Source organism: Actinomadura roseirufa (genome assembly GCF_900659635.1).
Classification (GTDB): Bacteria; Actinomycetota; Actinomycetes; order Streptosporangiales; family Streptosporangiaceae; genus Spirillospora; species Spirillospora roseirufa.
The window spans coordinates 69,524-84,365 of the sequence record NZ_CAACVB010000007.1; the positions used below are offsets into that span (position 1 = coordinate 69,524).

General features: G+C 73.0%; 13 protein-coding genes. 6 read left to right on the top strand and 7 right to left on the bottom strand.

What is annotated here, in order from left to right:
- Positions 1 to 715: 715 nt before the first annotated feature.
- The 5 genes from E1291_RS03085 to E1291_RS03105 all read right to left on the bottom strand — a co-directional run bounded on the left by E1291_RS03085 (position 716) and on the right by E1291_RS03105 (position 4,724).
- The gene (locus E1291_RS03085; RefSeq protein WP_165494935.1) at positions 716 to 1,123 is read right to left on the bottom strand and encodes a RidA family protein; all 408 of its coding nucleotides are present in this window, start codon (positions 1,121 to 1,123) and stop codon (positions 716 to 718) included.
- Positions 1,124 to 1,145: 22 nt separating this feature from the next.
- Entirely contained in the window at positions 1,146 to 2,402 is a 1,257-nt protein-coding gene (locus E1291_RS03090) for an MFS transporter (protein ID WP_131735984.1), read from the bottom strand.
- A gap of 89 nt (positions 2,403 to 2,491) precedes the next feature.
- Positions 2,492 to 3,364: a fumarylacetoacetate hydrolase family protein gene (locus E1291_RS03095; RefSeq protein WP_165494936.1), complete on the bottom strand. Its 873-nt coding sequence runs from the start codon at positions 3,362 to 3,364 to the stop codon at positions 2,492 to 2,494.
- Positions 3,364 to 4,032 carry a cyclase family protein gene (locus E1291_RS03100; protein WP_131735986.1) on the bottom strand — a complete coding sequence of 223 codons (669 nt, stop codon included), beginning with the start codon at positions 4,030 to 4,032 and terminating at the stop codon, positions 3,364 to 3,366. The genes E1291_RS03095 and E1291_RS03100 overlap by 1 nt, the downstream gene beginning before the upstream one ends.
- Complete coding sequence (locus E1291_RS03105; protein WP_131735987.1) at positions 4,029 to 4,724, bottom strand: GntR family transcriptional regulator; 696 nt, start codon at positions 4,722 to 4,724, stop codon at positions 4,029 to 4,031. Before E1291_RS03105 ends, E1291_RS03100 begins: the two co-directional genes overlap by 4 nt.
- 52 nt (positions 4,725 to 4,776) lie before the next feature.
- On the opposite strand from E1291_RS03105, the gene E1291_RS03110 reads away from it, so the two are divergent.
- The gene (locus tag E1291_RS03110) at positions 4,777 to 5,535 is read left to right on the top strand and encodes a TSUP family transporter (protein WP_131735988.1); all 759 of its coding nucleotides are present in this window, start codon (positions 4,777 to 4,779) and stop codon (positions 5,533 to 5,535) included.
- Positions 5,536 to 5,619: 84 nt separating this feature from the next.
- Here the strand turns inward: E1291_RS03110 and E1291_RS03115 are convergent, their stop codons facing one another.
- Positions 5,620 to 6,729 (bottom strand): PQQ-dependent sugar dehydrogenase, encoded by a 1,110-nt coding sequence (locus E1291_RS03115; RefSeq protein ID WP_131735989.1) that lies wholly within the window; start codon positions 6,727 to 6,729, stop codon positions 5,620 to 5,622.
- 351 nt (positions 6,730 to 7,080) lie between these two features.
- On the opposite strand from E1291_RS03115, the gene E1291_RS03120 reads away from it, so the two are divergent.
- Positions 7,081 to 7,992, top strand: coding sequence for an LLM class flavin-dependent oxidoreductase (locus E1291_RS03120; protein ID WP_131735990.1), 912 nt, complete (start codon positions 7,081 to 7,083; stop codon positions 7,990 to 7,992).
- 52 nt (positions 7,993 to 8,044) lie between these two features.
- On the opposite strand, the gene E1291_RS03125 is transcribed toward E1291_RS03120, so the two are convergent.
- Positions 8,045 to 9,010, bottom strand: coding sequence for an alpha/beta fold hydrolase (locus E1291_RS03125; protein WP_131735991.1), 966 nt, complete (start codon positions 9,008 to 9,010; stop codon positions 8,045 to 8,047).
- 307 nt (positions 9,011 to 9,317) lie between these two features.
- Here E1291_RS03125 and E1291_RS03130 point away from each other — a divergent pair, with 307 nt between their 5' ends.
- The 4 genes from E1291_RS03130 to E1291_RS03145 all read left to right on the top strand — a co-directional run.
- Positions 9,318 to 10,718: a S41 family peptidase gene (locus E1291_RS03130; RefSeq protein ID WP_131735992.1), complete on the top strand. Its 1,401-nt coding sequence runs from the start codon at positions 9,318 to 9,320 to the stop codon at positions 10,716 to 10,718.
- Between the two features lie 209 nt (positions 10,719 to 10,927).
- Positions 10,928 to 11,161 carry an MbtH family protein gene (locus tag E1291_RS03135; protein ID WP_131735993.1) on the top strand — a complete coding sequence of 78 codons (234 nt, stop codon included), beginning with the start codon at positions 10,928 to 10,930 and terminating at the stop codon, positions 11,159 to 11,161.
- An 85-nt stretch (positions 11,162 to 11,246) separates the two neighbouring features.
- Positions 11,247 to 12,629 (top strand): hypothetical protein, encoded by a 1,383-nt coding sequence (locus E1291_RS03140; protein WP_131735994.1) that lies wholly within the window; start codon positions 11,247 to 11,249, stop codon positions 12,627 to 12,629.
- An 86-nt stretch (positions 12,630 to 12,715) separates the two neighbouring features.
- The coding region (locus E1291_RS03145) for a non-ribosomal peptide synthetase (protein WP_131735995.1) at positions 12,716 to 14,842 on the top strand (2,127 nt) is incomplete at its 3' end.

Sequence of the window (14,842 nt, forward strand, 5' to 3'; positions counted from 1 at the left end):
GGTCATCCTCGCTGGAGGGACACCTTGGTTCGCGTTCTGCCTCGCCGCGCCGCCGAGGTCCGCCACAGCCTCGTAGGCGACATCTCGTGCCTTGGGGGACCGCCCGCCCATTGCCGCGAACAGCATCGGCGATCTCTTCGACCGGAGCTCCGGTTCGATCGACGGCGGCGGCATCAGCGGCGCCTCTTCGGGCGACCTCGCCGCTACGCGTTCCGGGTCCTCCTCGACCCGAACTCCCGTGACCTCCGCAAATGTGCTTCTCGACCAGGGGCGGCGGCTGATGAAAATGCCGGACGCCCCGCAGCGACGCGCGGGAGGTGTTCGTCGAGCCCGATGTCGCCGAGCCATGGCCGAACGCCGCCGAGCGCGGTGGGCAACTCGTGAATGCGGCGTCTGGAAGAGCCGGCGGTGCTGGTGAGCCGGCCGTTCTCCAACGTGTCGGCGAGGTAGCCGTCCGGCACGGAGATCCTGCACAACCGGGGGGGTCGCTGAAGAATCGACCGGCGACACCGGCCCCAAGCCGTGGATCACCTGCGGCTTTACCCTGGGGTCCTCATAGCCTCTACGAGGGTTTGCAACCACAGTGCCCCCAGCGGGCCGCCTAGGCCCACTGTTAGTCCTCATCGTCCCTGTAGGGGTTTGCCGGTTTTCGTGGGGGCGTGGGCTTGTGTGGTGGGGCCGGCCGGGGGTGGCCCGGCCGGGCCCTTGGTGGTTTTTAGTCGGGGATTACTGCGTGGGCTGTTATTTCTATTTTTAGTTCGGGGCCTACTAGGCGGTTTACGCCTATGTGGGTGCGGGTTGGGCGGTGGGGGCCGAAGTATTCGGTGTAGACCGCGTTGACTTCGTCTTGGGCGTCCATGTCGGTGTTGTAGATGGTGACCTCGACGATGTCGGTCAGGGTGCCGCCGGCGGCTTCGAGGGCCGTGCGGACGTTGTCCAGGCAGGCTCGGGTCTGGGCGGCGATGCCGGCGGGGACGCGAAGTTCGTCCGGGTCGTGAGGGTGCTTGTGGATGAGTGGGTAGGCGGTGGCGCCCGAGAGCCAGATCGTGCGGCCGCCGCGGGTGGCGATGGCGGGGGTGAAGGGGACCTCGTCCGGGTCGGCGCCCGCCGTGTAGAACTGCATGGATCGTTCCTTTCTCATGGGATCAGGACGCGGTGGCGAGCGGCCCGGGGTCGGGTGCGGGGGCCGGGCGGGCGAAGCCCGCGGGGCGCAGGCCGAGCGCCGCGAGCAGCGCGGCCGCGGCGGACAGCGCGGCGAGCTGGACGAGTCCCGCCGCCGGCCAGCTCGTGGCGCCGGCCAGCAGGCTGAACAGGTACCCGGCGAAGCCCGCCGGGATGTAGATCGCGGAGACGAACAGCCCGGACGCGCGGCCCGCCAGGTCGCCGCGCACCGAGGCGACGAGGTAGCCGGCGAGGTTGACGAACACGCCCGAGCTGAACGCCAGGCCGAACACGAACGACCAGACCGCCTGCCACCACAGGGCGGTCGGGCCGGTGAACAGCGCCACCGCGGCCACCGCGGTGAGCAGGAGGAACCCGCCGAGCACCGCCCTCGGGTCGTACCGGTCGCCGAGGTAGCCGCCGGCGCTGGACAGCAGCGCCGCCAGGCCGGACAGCCCGACGACGAGGCCGGCCCGGGTCGGGGAGTAGCCGAGCTCGTCGCGCAGGAAGCTCGGGTACATGCCGATGTAGCCGAAGTCGATCAGCCCGCCCAGCACGGTGACGGCCGCGAGGATCGCCGTGTTCCGGTTGCGCAGGCCCGGCGCGCCGCCGACCGTCCGGACGCCGTGGCCGCCGTCCGCGCGGGCCTCGCTGAACCACGGCCGGACGGCCAGCGACACCAGGACGAGGGCGCCCGCGCCGATCAGCCCGAACAGCAGCATCGGGGCCCGCCAGGACCCGTAGGCCGACAGCAGGTGGCCGCCCAGCGCGGGCCCGATCAGCGACCCGGCGGCGAACGCGACGTTCACCGTGCCGATCGCCGTCCCGCGGTACTTCTGGAACGCCGCCGCCGCGATCGCCAGCAGCGCCGTCAGCTGGAGGGACTCGCCGACGCCGGAGGCGGCGCGCCAGAAGAGCATGTCCCAGAAGCCCGCCGAGACGACGGTGAGCACCGTGACGGCGGAGAACAGGAACGTTCCGAGCAGGAGGAGGGTCTTGCGCCGGACGCGGGTGATCAGGTATCCCACCGGGATCCCCGACAGGCCCATGCCCAGGGCGAAGAAGGTGGACTGGAGCCCGGCCCCGGCGTCGCCGAAGCCGTACTCCTCGCGGACCTCGGGGAGCAGGATCGGGAAGACCTGGCGGTCCATCGCGTTCACGACGTAGGCGATGAGGAGCACGCCGAACATCGCGAACATGTGCTTCTGACGGTGTGGATCATTGGTCGTACTGGCTGTCATGGTGGACCGCCTTGCTCGCTGTTGCCTGTCGTTGTCCAGCCCCCGGGAGATGTCGCGTCCGTGCCGCCGGGGCACGGTGCCGCCCGTGGTCAGGGCAGGCCGATGGTGGTATCGAGCCTGCCGATGCCGTCGATCTCGACGGTGACGCCGTCGCCGGGGCGGAGCCAGGCGGGGTCGTCCATGCCCCAGGCCACGCCCTGCGGGGTGCCGGTGGCGATGATGTCGCCCGGCTCCAGGGTCAGGCCCTGGGTGAGGTCGGTCAGCAGCGTCGTCAGGTCGAAGATCAGGTTCTTGACGGTGTCGTCCTGCCTCACCTCGCCGTTGACCAGGGTCCGGACGCGCAGGGCCCGCGGGTCCGGGATCTCGTCGGCGGTGACGATCCAGGGGCCGATCGGCCCGTAGCCGTCGGCGCCCTTGCCGCGGAACCACTGCAGGTGCCGCTGCTGGACGTCGCGCGCGGTCAGGTCGTTGAAGATCGTGTAACCGAACACGCAGTCCAGCGCTCCGGCGGCGGTGAGGCCGCGGGCCCGGGTCCCGATGACGAGCGCGAGTTCGCCCTCGTAGTCGAGCGCCCGGGTGAAGGCGGGGTCGGCGACGACCGTGGCGCCGTGCCCGGTGAGGGCGGTGTGCGGCTTGGTGAAGTACACCGGCGCCTCGGGGATGACGGCCTCGGCCAGCCCTTCGGCGCGGGCGCCCTCCTCGACGTGCTCACGGTAGTTCTTCCCGACGCAGATGACGTTCTTGGGCGGGTGCAGGACGGGCGGCAGCCACGTCACCTCCCGCGCCGGGAGCCGGTGCCCGGCGAGGGCCGTCACCTCCGCGCTCGTCAGCGGGGACGAGATGAGGGCCGTCACGTCGGCCGCGTCGTCGCGTCCGGGCAGGGCGCGCACGGGCGCCACGCCGTCGTCGGTGACCAGGGCCGCGGACGTCCCGGTCCGGTGTTCGATGGTCGCGAGCCGCATCAGTCCTCCACCACCGCGAAGAGGCGGGCGTGGGCGCCCTCGATGCCGCCGATGCGGGTGAAGGCCGGGTACACCCGGGTCCGGTGGCCGAGCAGCGCGCCGAGGTTGGTGGCGTGCTCCACGAGGTAGATGCCGGCGCCGAGCAGGATCCGGTGGACGACGAACTCCTCGGAGGTGAAGTCGTGGTTGCGCGCGCACTCCTCCTCGAAGAAGTCGAACACCACCGCGCGGGGCGCCCGCTCGGCGAGCCATCGGGCGCCGGACTCGTGCAGCCACGGGGAGGTCGTGTAGTACTCCGGGAACCGTCCCCACATCCGGTCGGACCAGCCGGTGCGCAGGACGGCGACCTGCCCGGCGGCCAGGCCGGGGTCGGCCTTGTCCAGGTCGGTGTCCGTCACCGCCTCCGACGGGCCCTTCGCGAGGTCGAACACGGCCGCCTCGCCGGCGATGTCGTCCAGCGTGAGGTCGCTGGTCGTCCCGCCGTCGGCGTAGACGTGCAGCGGGGTGTCGATGTGGGTGCCGAGGTGGATCGGCATGACCCGCGCCGTGCTGACCTGCCAGAACCCCGGGCCCCGGTGGTGGTGCTCGATCTCCAGCGTGAGGCTGGTGGACGGGGGGCCGGGCGTCCCGGCGGTCACTTCGACGCTCAGGTCGATCAGTTCGGTCATCGTTGCTCCTCGTGGTGTGCGTGGGTGCCGCTGTAGACCTCGGCGGCGCGGTGGATGTGGCGCCGGGCGGCCTCGGCGGCCCGGACGGGGTCGCCTCCGGCGATGCCTTCGAGCAACTCGCGGTGGTCGCGGTGGACCTCCTGCCGCCAGCTCGCGTCCACCGTCAGGTTGCTGAGGCTGGAGACCTCGATGCGGTCCCACAGCCGGGTGAGGGACTCGGTCGCGAACGTGTTCGCGGCCAGCGTGCAGATCCACTGGTGGAAGCGGAGGTTGGCGACCGAGGCGCGGCGCGCGTCGTCGCGCCCGGACGCCACCTCGACCGCCTCCGCCCTGGACTCCAGCTCGGCCAGCTGCGCCCGGGACAGCTCGCCGTCCCGTGACCGCTCCGCCGCCAGCTCCGCGGTGAGCGCCTCCAGCGCGGCCCGGTACCGGTAGGCGTCCGTGACCTCGGCCGCGGACAGCCCCGCCACGATCACGCCGAGGCCCCGTCCGCCCACCGTGACGAGCCCGTCGCGCTGCAGGTGCTTGAGCGCCTCGCGGATCGGGGTGCGGCTCATCCCGAGCCGCTCGCTGAGCTGCCGTTCGGACAGGGGCGTGCCGGGCGGGGCGTCCCCCGACAGCAGCAGCGAGCGGATCCGGAGGTACGCCTCCTCCGCGCTGCTGAGCGTCTCCATCGACTCATGCCTGGTCATAGAGGTGGTATACCAGGCATCCCAGGTATTCCACAAGAGAAGGCGGGCCCCCGTGAACCTGCTCGATGCCGTCCTCGTCGCCGCCGCCGGGATCACCGCCGGCGCCCTCAACACGGTGGCGGGCGGCGGGACGCTCGTCACCTACCCGGTGCTCCTGCTGTGCGGCGTCCCCCCGGTCACCGCGAACATCACCTCGGTCGTCGGCCTCGCGCCCGGCTACGCCGGCGCCGTGCACGCCTTCCGCCCCGAGCTGCGCGGCCAGCGGCACCGGCACCTGGCGCTCGGCCCGGCCGCGGTCGCGGGGGCCGCCCTGGGCGCGGTCCTGCTGCTGGTCACCCCGCCCGGCGGTTTCGCGGGCGTCGTCCCCGTCCTCGTGCTCGTGTCGAGCCTGCTGCTGCTCGCGCAGCCGGTCCTCGCCGGCCTGATGCCCGCGGCGGGCGAGGACGCCGCCGCGCGCGTGCCCTGGCCCGCGCGGGCGGGCGTGTTCGCGGCGTCGGTCTACGGCGCCTACTTCAGCGCGGGTCTCGGGGTGCTGCTGCTGGCCGTCCTCGGCATCGTGCTCACCGACCCGTTCCCGCGGGTCAACGCGCTGAAGAGCTCGCTCTCACTGATCATCGTGCTGACGGCGATCGCGGTCTACCTGGCGTCCGGGCACGTCGCGGTCGGCTACGCGGCCGTCCTGCTCGTCGCGTCCTACGCGGGGGGAGCCGCGGGCGGTTCCGTCGTCCGCCGGATCAGCCCCGCCGTGATCCGCTACAGCGCCGCCACCCTGGGAATCCTGCTGGCCCTGGCTCTCTTCCTGAAGAACTGAGGGCGGGACGTGTCAGTGTCCCGCGTGGCCCGTCGCCGTCCGAGCCCCTGCCTGGAGGGTGGGCAGGGGCTCGGCGGCTGGGGTTCAGCGGCGGATCGGGGGGAAGCGGAGGATGCGGTCGTCGGTCGCGGCGGGGCTGCCGCGGCCGTCGCGGTTGCTCGTCGTCAGCCAGAGCCAGCCGTCCGGGCCGACGGCGACCGTGCGGAGGCGGCCGTAGGTGCCCTGGAGCACCGCGGTCGGGGTGCCCGACGAACCGCCCTTGCCGTCCAGGGGCACCAGCCAGAGGCGCTTACCGGCGAGGGCGGCGGTGTACAGGGTGTCGCCCGCGACGGCGGCGCCGCTCGGCGAGGCCTCCTTGGTGTGCCAGGTGGCGATCGGCGCGATGTAGGTGGGCGGGCCGCCCGGCCCCTCGACCTTCGGCCAGCCGTAGTTGCCGCCCGCGACGATGTGGTTGACCTCGTCCCAGGTGTCCTGGCCGAACTCGCTCGCGTACATGTGGCCGCCGCCCCAGGCCAGCCCCTGCACGTTGCGGTGCCCGAGGCTGTAGACCACCGTCTTCGGGTCGGGGTTGCCCGGGGCGGGCGACCCGTCCGGGCGCATCCGGAGGATCTTCCCGGCCGGGGTGGCCGGGTTCTGGGCGTTGGCGGACTGGCCCGCGTCGCCCGTGCTGGCGTAGAGCAGGCCGTCGGGACCGAACTGGATCCGGCCGCCGTCATGGAAGGTGTTCTTGGGAATGCCCGAGAGGAGCACTTCCTGCTGGGGGGACGCGGCGAGCTTGAAGCGGACGATCCGGTTGTCGGACGCGGAGGTGTAGTAGGCGTAGACGTACTTGTCCTCGGCGTAGGTCGGCGAGACGGCGATGCCGAGCAGCCCGGACTCGCCCCGGGCCTGCACCCCGGACAGCTTGGCCACCTCGACCGGCGCCGAGCCCGGGGACAGGCGCAGGATGCGGGCGCTCACCCGCTCCGACACCAGCGCGCTGCCGTCGGGCAGGAAGGCTAGGCCCCAGGGGACGGTCAGGCCGGACGCCACGACCTCGGGGCGGGAGAAGTCGAACGCGGGATTCGCGGCCGGTCGCGCCGCCGCGGGCGGGGCGGCCGCGGCGGGTGACGGCGCGGCGGCGGGAGCGGCGAGCAGGGACGCGGCGGCGACCGCGGCGGCCGCCGGAACGAGGACGCGCTTCTTCAGGGGCATTGTCACTCCAGGCCGGCCCGGTCAGTGCGTGCCCCCGGTTCCCTGACGGGCCGTTGTCGAAGGTGAGAACGGAATTCGCGGACGATGCGGAGTCGCGACGGGTGATGGCGGGAGGAGCAGATGGTCTCGATGGGCCCCGGACGGTGCCTCGGCGGCCGGGGGACGAGAGGCACGGGGGAGTCTGGCGTGCCTTCTGCGCAGTGGCGGGACGTTCGGTTTCGTAACGTACCCGGACCGTCCGTTTCTGTGAAGGCTCGATTTTTCACTTTCAAGCGCGCCGGGCCTTCGCCGGGAATGGAAGCCGAAGGTCCGGTGGAGGACCGGACGGTGGGCGCGGGTTAGGGTCGGGGGGTGCGATTCGCGATCTCCATCCCGCAGGTGGTCACCGGCGGCGACTTCGACCCCGGACCCTTCCGCCATCATCTGGAGCGCGCCGAGGCGCTCGGCTTCGACAGCGCGTGGACGGTCGACCAGGTGCTCGGCCCCGCGCCCACGCTCGGCCCCATCGAGACCATGACCTACGCCGCGGCTTTGACGCGGCGGCTGCGCCTGGGCTGCGCGGTGTTCGTGAGCCCGCAGTACAGCCCCGTCCACCTGGCCAAGAGCCTGAGCACGCTGGACCAGCTCAGCGGGGGACGCCTTGAGGTGGGCGTCGCCATCGGCGGGCGGGACCGGACGCTGGACGCCTTCGGGGTGGATCCCGACGGTCTCGTCTCCCGGTTCACCGAGGGGATCGCCCTGATGAAGGCGTGCTGGACGCAGCCCCGCATCACCTTCGAGGGGCGGTTCTGGCGGCTCGACGACGCGGTGATGGAGCCGAGGCCGGTCCAGGCGCCGCATCCGCGGATCTGGTTCGGCGGCCGTGTCCCGGCGGGGCTGCGGCGCGCGGTCCGGCTCGGCGGCGGCTTCTTCGGCGCGGGGTCGGCCACGACCGAGCAGTTCGCCGAGCAGGTGCGCGTCGTGCGCGAGGCGCTGGCCGAGGAGGGACGGGACGCCGCGGACTTCCCGATCGCCAAGCGCGTCTACGTCGCGGTGGAGGACGACGAGGCCGGGGCCCGGCGGCGGGGCGCGGCCGAACTGGCGCACCTCTACAGCTCGGGCGACATGGCCCCCGTCGGCGTCTACGGGCCGCCGGACGTGTGCGCGCGGGGACTGCGCGAGGTCGCCGACGCGGGCGCCGAGCTGATCCTGCTCCACCCCCTCTACGACGACACCGCGCAGATGGAGCGGCTCGCCGCCGAGGTCCTGCCGCAGCTGGGCTGAGACGTGCGGGTGACGCCGCCGGGGAGCCCGGTCCGGGCTCCCCGGCGGACGGTCACCGCGAGTGCCTGCGCAGGAATTTCCTCAGGGTGGGGTTGTAGACGTCCGAGCGCTCCCACTGTGGCGCGTGGCCGCACTCGTTCGCGACCACCGTCTCCACGTCATGGAGGTGGCTGGCGAAGACGCGCTGCACCGACGGCGGGCTGTAGAGGTCGGCGTCCCCCCACAGCAGGAGGGTGGGGATCCGCAGCCGCTCGACGTCGGCCCAGGTCGGACTGTTGATGTTGCCCTGGGAGACGTCGGCGTGGCGGGAGCGGTGGTGGATTTCGAGCCACTCCTGCACGCCGCCCGGGTTGATCGCGCGGTAGGACGGGCCGATCTCGATGAAGTCGGGGGGCATGGACTCGAAGCCCTTGGGACGCAGCCGGGCGAGCATGTCGCGGTAGTCCTTGTCCTGGACCCCGGTCAGGCTGCCGCTGATGGTCAGGCTGTACAGCCGGTCCGGATGGGACAGCGCGTAGTCGAGCGCCACGCCGCCGCCCGCGGCGACGCCGACCGCGTGGAAGCGGCGCAGGCCGAGGTGGTCGGCGAGCGCGTGCAGGTCGCCCGCGCCGGTTCCGGGGGCGTCCGCCGGGCCCGCGTCGGACTTGAAGTGGCCGCGCCGGGAGTAGCCGATGACCCGGAACCCGGCCTTGGCGAGGTAGGGTTGCTGGTAAGGCCAGCTCTCCGCGCTGCCCGTGTAGGGGTGCAGGAGGACGACGGGCGCCCCGCGGCCCCCGGTGTCCCAGTACCAGAGGCGGGAGCCGGGCACCGGCGCGTACCCCTCGGTGGCCGGGGCCTGCGGGGGGATCGGAATGGGGCGATAGGGCGAGTCGGGGCGGGGCGCGGTCTCCGCCGAGGCGGTGCCGGCGCCGACGAGGGGGACGGCGGCGGCCGCGAGCGCCGTGGCGCCGCCCAGCAGTCCTCGGCGGCCGATCATCGGTGTGGTTCTGGCGGGGCGGGCGGGGTCCTGCTTGGTCATCCACGACCTCCCGGGTCATGATGCGGCGGACCCGCGCAGGTCAGCGCGGGTCCGCCGGGTTCGTCGCAGCAGGAATATAACCCACTTGTTGATGAAATCAACAGATGTGGATCGTGGTGCTGAAGGCGAGATCACGCCAGGTTTGTCCCGTTTTGGCCAGGGCGCGTCCGCGACGCACTGACGAACGCCGTGGACCGTCCCAACGGAAGTCCATGGTTCGTCCTGCCTCCGGTACCCCTCGCGGAGGACGCGGGATCCCCGTCCTGGACGACGATTTCCCGCCGGTGCCGTCCGTAGCGTGGTGGCCATGAAAATCACCGGCATCATCGGTGCGGGAGCGGCCGCCGCCGCCGTTCTCGCACTGGTCGCGCCCGCCGTCCCGGCCGAGGCGGCGGCCACGGGAGTCGACGGGCTGTGGCGCAGTGACGGCTACAACTACATCTTCGCCGTCGACAAGGGGAAACTGACCTCGTACCAGACGACGTCCATCAGTTGCCTGCCCGCCGACGTCAGCGGCGACCGCCTTCCCGGGACCGATCCGGCGCGGGCGCGATTCGGCCGCAAGGGCAAGACGGAACTCGTCCTCACCCTCACCGGCCGGAACGCCGCGCGCCTGCTTCCGCTCGGCTCCGCCGCGCCGATCGGGCTTCACCGGCTCTCCGCGCTCCCGGCGCGGTGCGGGAAGCCCGCGCCCAAGGACCCGCTGAGCGTCTTCGACGTCTACTGGACGACCTACGCCGAGAACTACCCGTTCTTCAAAACGAGGAAGGTGGACTGGCAGAAGGCCCGCGCGAAGTACCGGCCGAAGGTGGGCCCGAAGACCAGTGACAAGAAGTTGTTCGGCATTCTCGCCGACATGACCAAGCCACTCGGGGACGCGCACACCTCACTGGACGCCGGTGACGCCGGTGAGTTCGAGGGCCTGCGCCGTGGGACCCGCACGGGCTCCAACGCCTTCACGGCCCGGACCAACAAGGCGATCGGCGCCTATCTCGGGGTGCCCCTGCAATCCTGGGGCAATGGCCAGATCTCCTACGGCGACCTGCCGGACGGGCTCGGCTATCTCAGGATCAACAGGTTCGTCGCCTACAAGGGCAAGGACATCGACGACATCTTCTACAGCGACGACAGTGCCGAGCTCGGCCGCGCGCTCGACTCGGTGTTCACCAAGGCGCGGGTGCGTTCCCTGAAGGGGCTGGTCATCGACGTCCGCAACAACGGGGGAGGATACGACGCGCTCGGCCTCCAGATCGCCTCGCGCCTGACGGACGCGCCCTACCTCGCCTACGTCAAGGCGGCCCGCGACGACCCCAAGAACCCTTCGCGTTTCACCACGCCGCAGCGGGTGACGGTCCGTCCCGCGCACGCGCCGGCCTACCGGGGCCCCGTGGCGGTCCTCACCAGCGACCTGTCCGTCAGCGCCGCCGAGACCTTCACCCAGGCGATGATGGGCCGCACGCCCCGGCCGACCCGGATCGGTGCCAACACCCAGGGCGTCTTCTCCGACGTCCTGTCCGGTTACCTGCCGAACGGCTGGGCCTTCGGCCTGGGCAACGAGCGTTACGCCGACGGCCGCGGGCACAGCTTCGAGGGGCCCGGGATCGCCCCCGACGTCCGCACGCCCGTCTTCACCGAGGACGAGCTGACGCACAACCGCGACTCGGCCATCGCCAAGGCGCGCCAGATCCTCACGCAGGCCCGCCCCTAGGCGAGCCTTCCGGGCCGCTCTGCCCGCCACGCCCAACCGTCACGCGGTGGTCCTCCGTCCCGGACCACCGCGTGTTCGCGTGCCCGGACCCGCCCGCCCGGTCCCCGGGACCCTCCCCGCCGCGTTATCGGCCGCGTTAACGATCAGTTATCGACGCTGGCTAGGGTTTTCGACAAATGGCCGGACCGCCTTGGCAAAGAGGTGCGGATATGAGTTCCAACCCATTCGACGACGAGGACGGGCGGTTCTTCGTCCTGGTGAACGACCAGGGCCAGCATTCACTGTGGCCGGCCTTCGCGGAGGTACCGGCGGGCTGGCGGGAGGTGCTCGGCCCGGAAAGCCGGCAGAACTGCCTCGGCCACATCGAGGAGAACTGGACCGACCTGCGGCCCGAGAGCCTGCGGGAATCCATGGCCGCCGACGCGGCGGCGCGGGCCGACTGACCCGGAGAGAAATCGAGAGATCCGCTCTCTTCGGCCGGTCGTGGCCGTTCGCCTGACAATTTTCTATGGGACGGGGAGAATTCTCTTGTCTGCAGATCTGAGCGCCGGGCGCGCACCGGAGCGCAACGAGCGCGGTGTCATCGCCGAGCATTACCACGCCCTGCAGAGCCTCAGCGCGGTCGAGGCCGCGCGCGAGGCCATGCCGGTCCCGCCGGCCACCGGGGAGGCGCTGCTCGTCGGGCTCTACCAGTCCGCCGAGATCGCCCTCTACAACCTCACCGACCTGCTCGACCGCGCCGCCGAGCACCTCGGCAAGCGCGACGTCGACCGCTGCGTGACGCAGCTCCACTGGGTGCGCAGCTTCCACCGCGTCCTCGTGCGGCTGAGCGTCGACGCCCTGCGCGTCAGCGCCGGCTGGGACGGCGAGGCCCCCCGCTGGCCCGTCGACACGACGCCCGCCTTCGCCGGGTTCGTCCCGGCGCTGCGGCGCTTCGACACGGCGCTGTCGCAGCTCGTCGAGCTGGGCGAGCTGGACGTGCACGCGACGATCGCCGAGTCGTCCCTGGAGAACCCCGAGTACGGCATCCTGCACTGCGCCCGGATCGCCAACCACGACGCCCGCGTGTGGAGCGCGAACCTGGCCAAGGCCGTGCACCCCGCGCCCGGCGTCGAGCCGGAGCGGATCCTGGCCACCGGCCACCTCCTGCACGCCGTGCACGAGCACCGGCTGACCGGCGACACCTACTTCACGCAGTTCCGGGCCCTGCACCAGATTCCCGAGCTGCTCGTGCGGGAGATCAACGACCGCCTGGAGATCGCCACCCGGAGCGCGCGCTCCGGCGACGTCGCCGCCGCGGTCGAGATGCTCGACGGCGCCGCCGAGCTGTACGGCTCGGTCGAGGCGTGCCTGCCGCCGATCGTCGACAACCTGAGCACCCACGACTACCACCAGATCCGCGAGAACCTCGGCCTGACCAGCGGCAGCCACTCGGTCGGCATGCGCTTCCACCTGTTCACCGACCTGTACGAGCAGTTCGTCGAGGCGGTGGGCGGGCTCCAGGAGCAGGGGAGCGACCACCCGCTCCTGCCGCGGCTGCGGCGGCACGCGAGCGACCTGCGCGTCTTCATCTTCTCCTGGCGCGACATGCACCTCCACCTGCCGCGCAACAACCTGGGCGGGATGGAGACCAAGTCCCTGACCGGGGCCCCGGACGCCGTCCGCACCGTCCGCAAGATGCGCGACAACGCGGTGTCGGCCGACCCGCTCTCGCGTTACGCCAAGCGGGGCCACCCGATGAGCTCCACGGGCCCGCTCGCCGGGTACCTCGACGGCCCGGACTCCTCCGACACCCTGCTGCTCGCCGTGACGGGCAAGGCGACGCAGGCCGGCTTCCGCGACGTCCAGGAGCGGACGAACTTCTTCTCCCAGCGCACCCCGTTCACCCGGCCGCCGCGCCGGGTCGTGTAGCGGACCGGCGCGATCGGGGGACCCGCCCGCCTCCGGGAGGGGCCCATGGCCGGGCGGACGTGCTGGAACGGCTGGAAGGAGGACCGATGCCGCACGAGCTGGAGGAGCCGGCCGGGACCGTCACCGAGGCGACGATCCCGGAGTCGTTCGAGCGCGTCGCCGCCGCGCGGCCGGACGAGGTCGCGGTGGTGTGCGGCGAGGGGACGCTGACCTACCGCGAGCTGGACGCCGGGGCGAACCGGCTGGCGCGGGTCCTGGCGGCTCGCGGCGTGGGCCCGGAGTCGGTGGCGGCGGTGGCGCTGCCGCGCACGCCGGACTCGGTGGTCGCGGTGCTCGCGGTGGTGAAGGCGGGCGGGGCGTACCTGCCGGTGGACCCGTCCTACCCGGCCGAGCGGGTCCGGTTCATGCTGGCCGACTCGGCGGCGTGCCTGGTGATCGCGGACGGCGCGACCGCGGACCGGCTGCCGGACCCGCCGGTGCCGGTGCTGCGGCTCGACGATCCGGAGACCGCCGCGGCGCTGGCCGCCGCCGACCCCGCGCCGGTGCGGGACGCGGACCGGCGCGCGCCCCTGTCGGTGCGCAACACCGCCTACGTCATCTACACCTCCGGGTCGACCGGGCATCCCAAGGGCGTCGCGGTCACCCACACCGGGCTGGCCGCCCTGGTCGCGACCCAGGTGGAGCGGCTGGGGGTGGCGCCCGGCAGCCGCCTGCTCCAGTTCGCCTCGCCGAGCTTCGACGCCTCGGTCTGGGAGTGGTGCACGGCGCTGCTGTCGGGCGCCGCGCTGGTGCTGGCCTCCAGGGACGCGCTGGCGCCCGGTCCCCCGCTCGCCGCCACCGTCGCCGAGCACGGGGTGACGCACGTTCTGCTGCCCCCGCCCGTGCTCGCCGCGCTGCCGGAGGGGTCCCTGCCCGGCGTGGAGTGCCTGGTGGTCGGCGGCGACGCGTCGTCCGCGGAGCTGGTGCGCGGGTGGGTGCCCGGCCGGCGGATGATCAACGCCTACGGTCCCACGGAGACGACCGTCATCGCCTCGATGAGCGGTCCGCTGGCGGGGGACGGCCGGGTGCCGCCGATCGGCCGGGCCGTCGCGGGCACCCGCCTCCACGTCCTGGACACCCGGCTCCGGCCGGTGCCGCCGGGCGAGGACGGCGAGCTCTATGTCTCCGGCCCGGGGCTCGCGCGGGGGTACCTGGGCCGGTCCGGGCTGACGGCGTCGCGGTTCGTGGCGTCCCCGTTCGGTGGTCCGGGCGAGCGGATGTACCGCACCGGCGACGTCGTGACCCGGACGCCCGGCGGCGACCTGGAGTTCCGCGGCCGCGCCGACGACCAGGTCAAGATCCGCGGGTTCCGGATCGAGCTCGGCGAGGTCGAGGCCGCGCTGGCGTCCCATCCGGCGGTGGCGCAGGCCGTCGTGGTCGTCCACCGGACCTCCGCCGGGCCGCGGCTGGCGGGCTACGTCCTGCCGCGCGGCGCGGGGGGCGTCCGGGAGCAGCGCGAAGGCGAGATCGACTTCACCGCCGCGGCGGTGGCGGCGGACGTGCGCGCCCACGCGGCGCGGCGCCTCCCGGACCACATGCTGCCCGCCGCGGTCACGGTCCTGGACCGCCTGCCGCTGACGGCGAGCGGGAAGGTGAACCGGGCCGCCCTGCCCGAGCCGGTGTTCGCCCGCGACGTCTACCGGGCGCCGCGGACGGCGGAGGAGACGGTCCTGGCGGAGGCGTTCGCCGAGCTGCTCGACGCGGACCGGGTCGGCGTCGACGACGACTTCTTCGCGCTCGGCGGCGACAGCATCCAGTCGATCCAGGTGGTGACGCGCGCCCGTGCGCGGGGCGTGCAGGTGAGCCCGGCGCAGGTCTTCGAGTACCGGACCGTGGCGCGGCTGGCCGCCGCCGCCGCGACGCACCGGCGGGACGGCGCGCGGGCGGAGACCGGCGACGACTCCGGCTGGACGCCGCTGCTCCCGGCGGCGGCGTGGCTGCTGAGGCGGGGCCCCGGTTTCGACCGGCTCCTCCAGGCCAGGGTGCTGGAGCTGCCGGAGGGCATCGACGGGGCGGGGCTGGCCGCGACGCTCCGCGCGCTGCTGGACCGCCACGAGCCGCTGCGCTCCCGGCTGGTCTGGGAGAGGGCGGCGGGCCTGCGGGCCGGTCCGCCGGGCGCGGCGCCGGTGCTCCGCCGCGTGGGATGCGACGGGCGGTGGGGCGGTGAGCCCTGG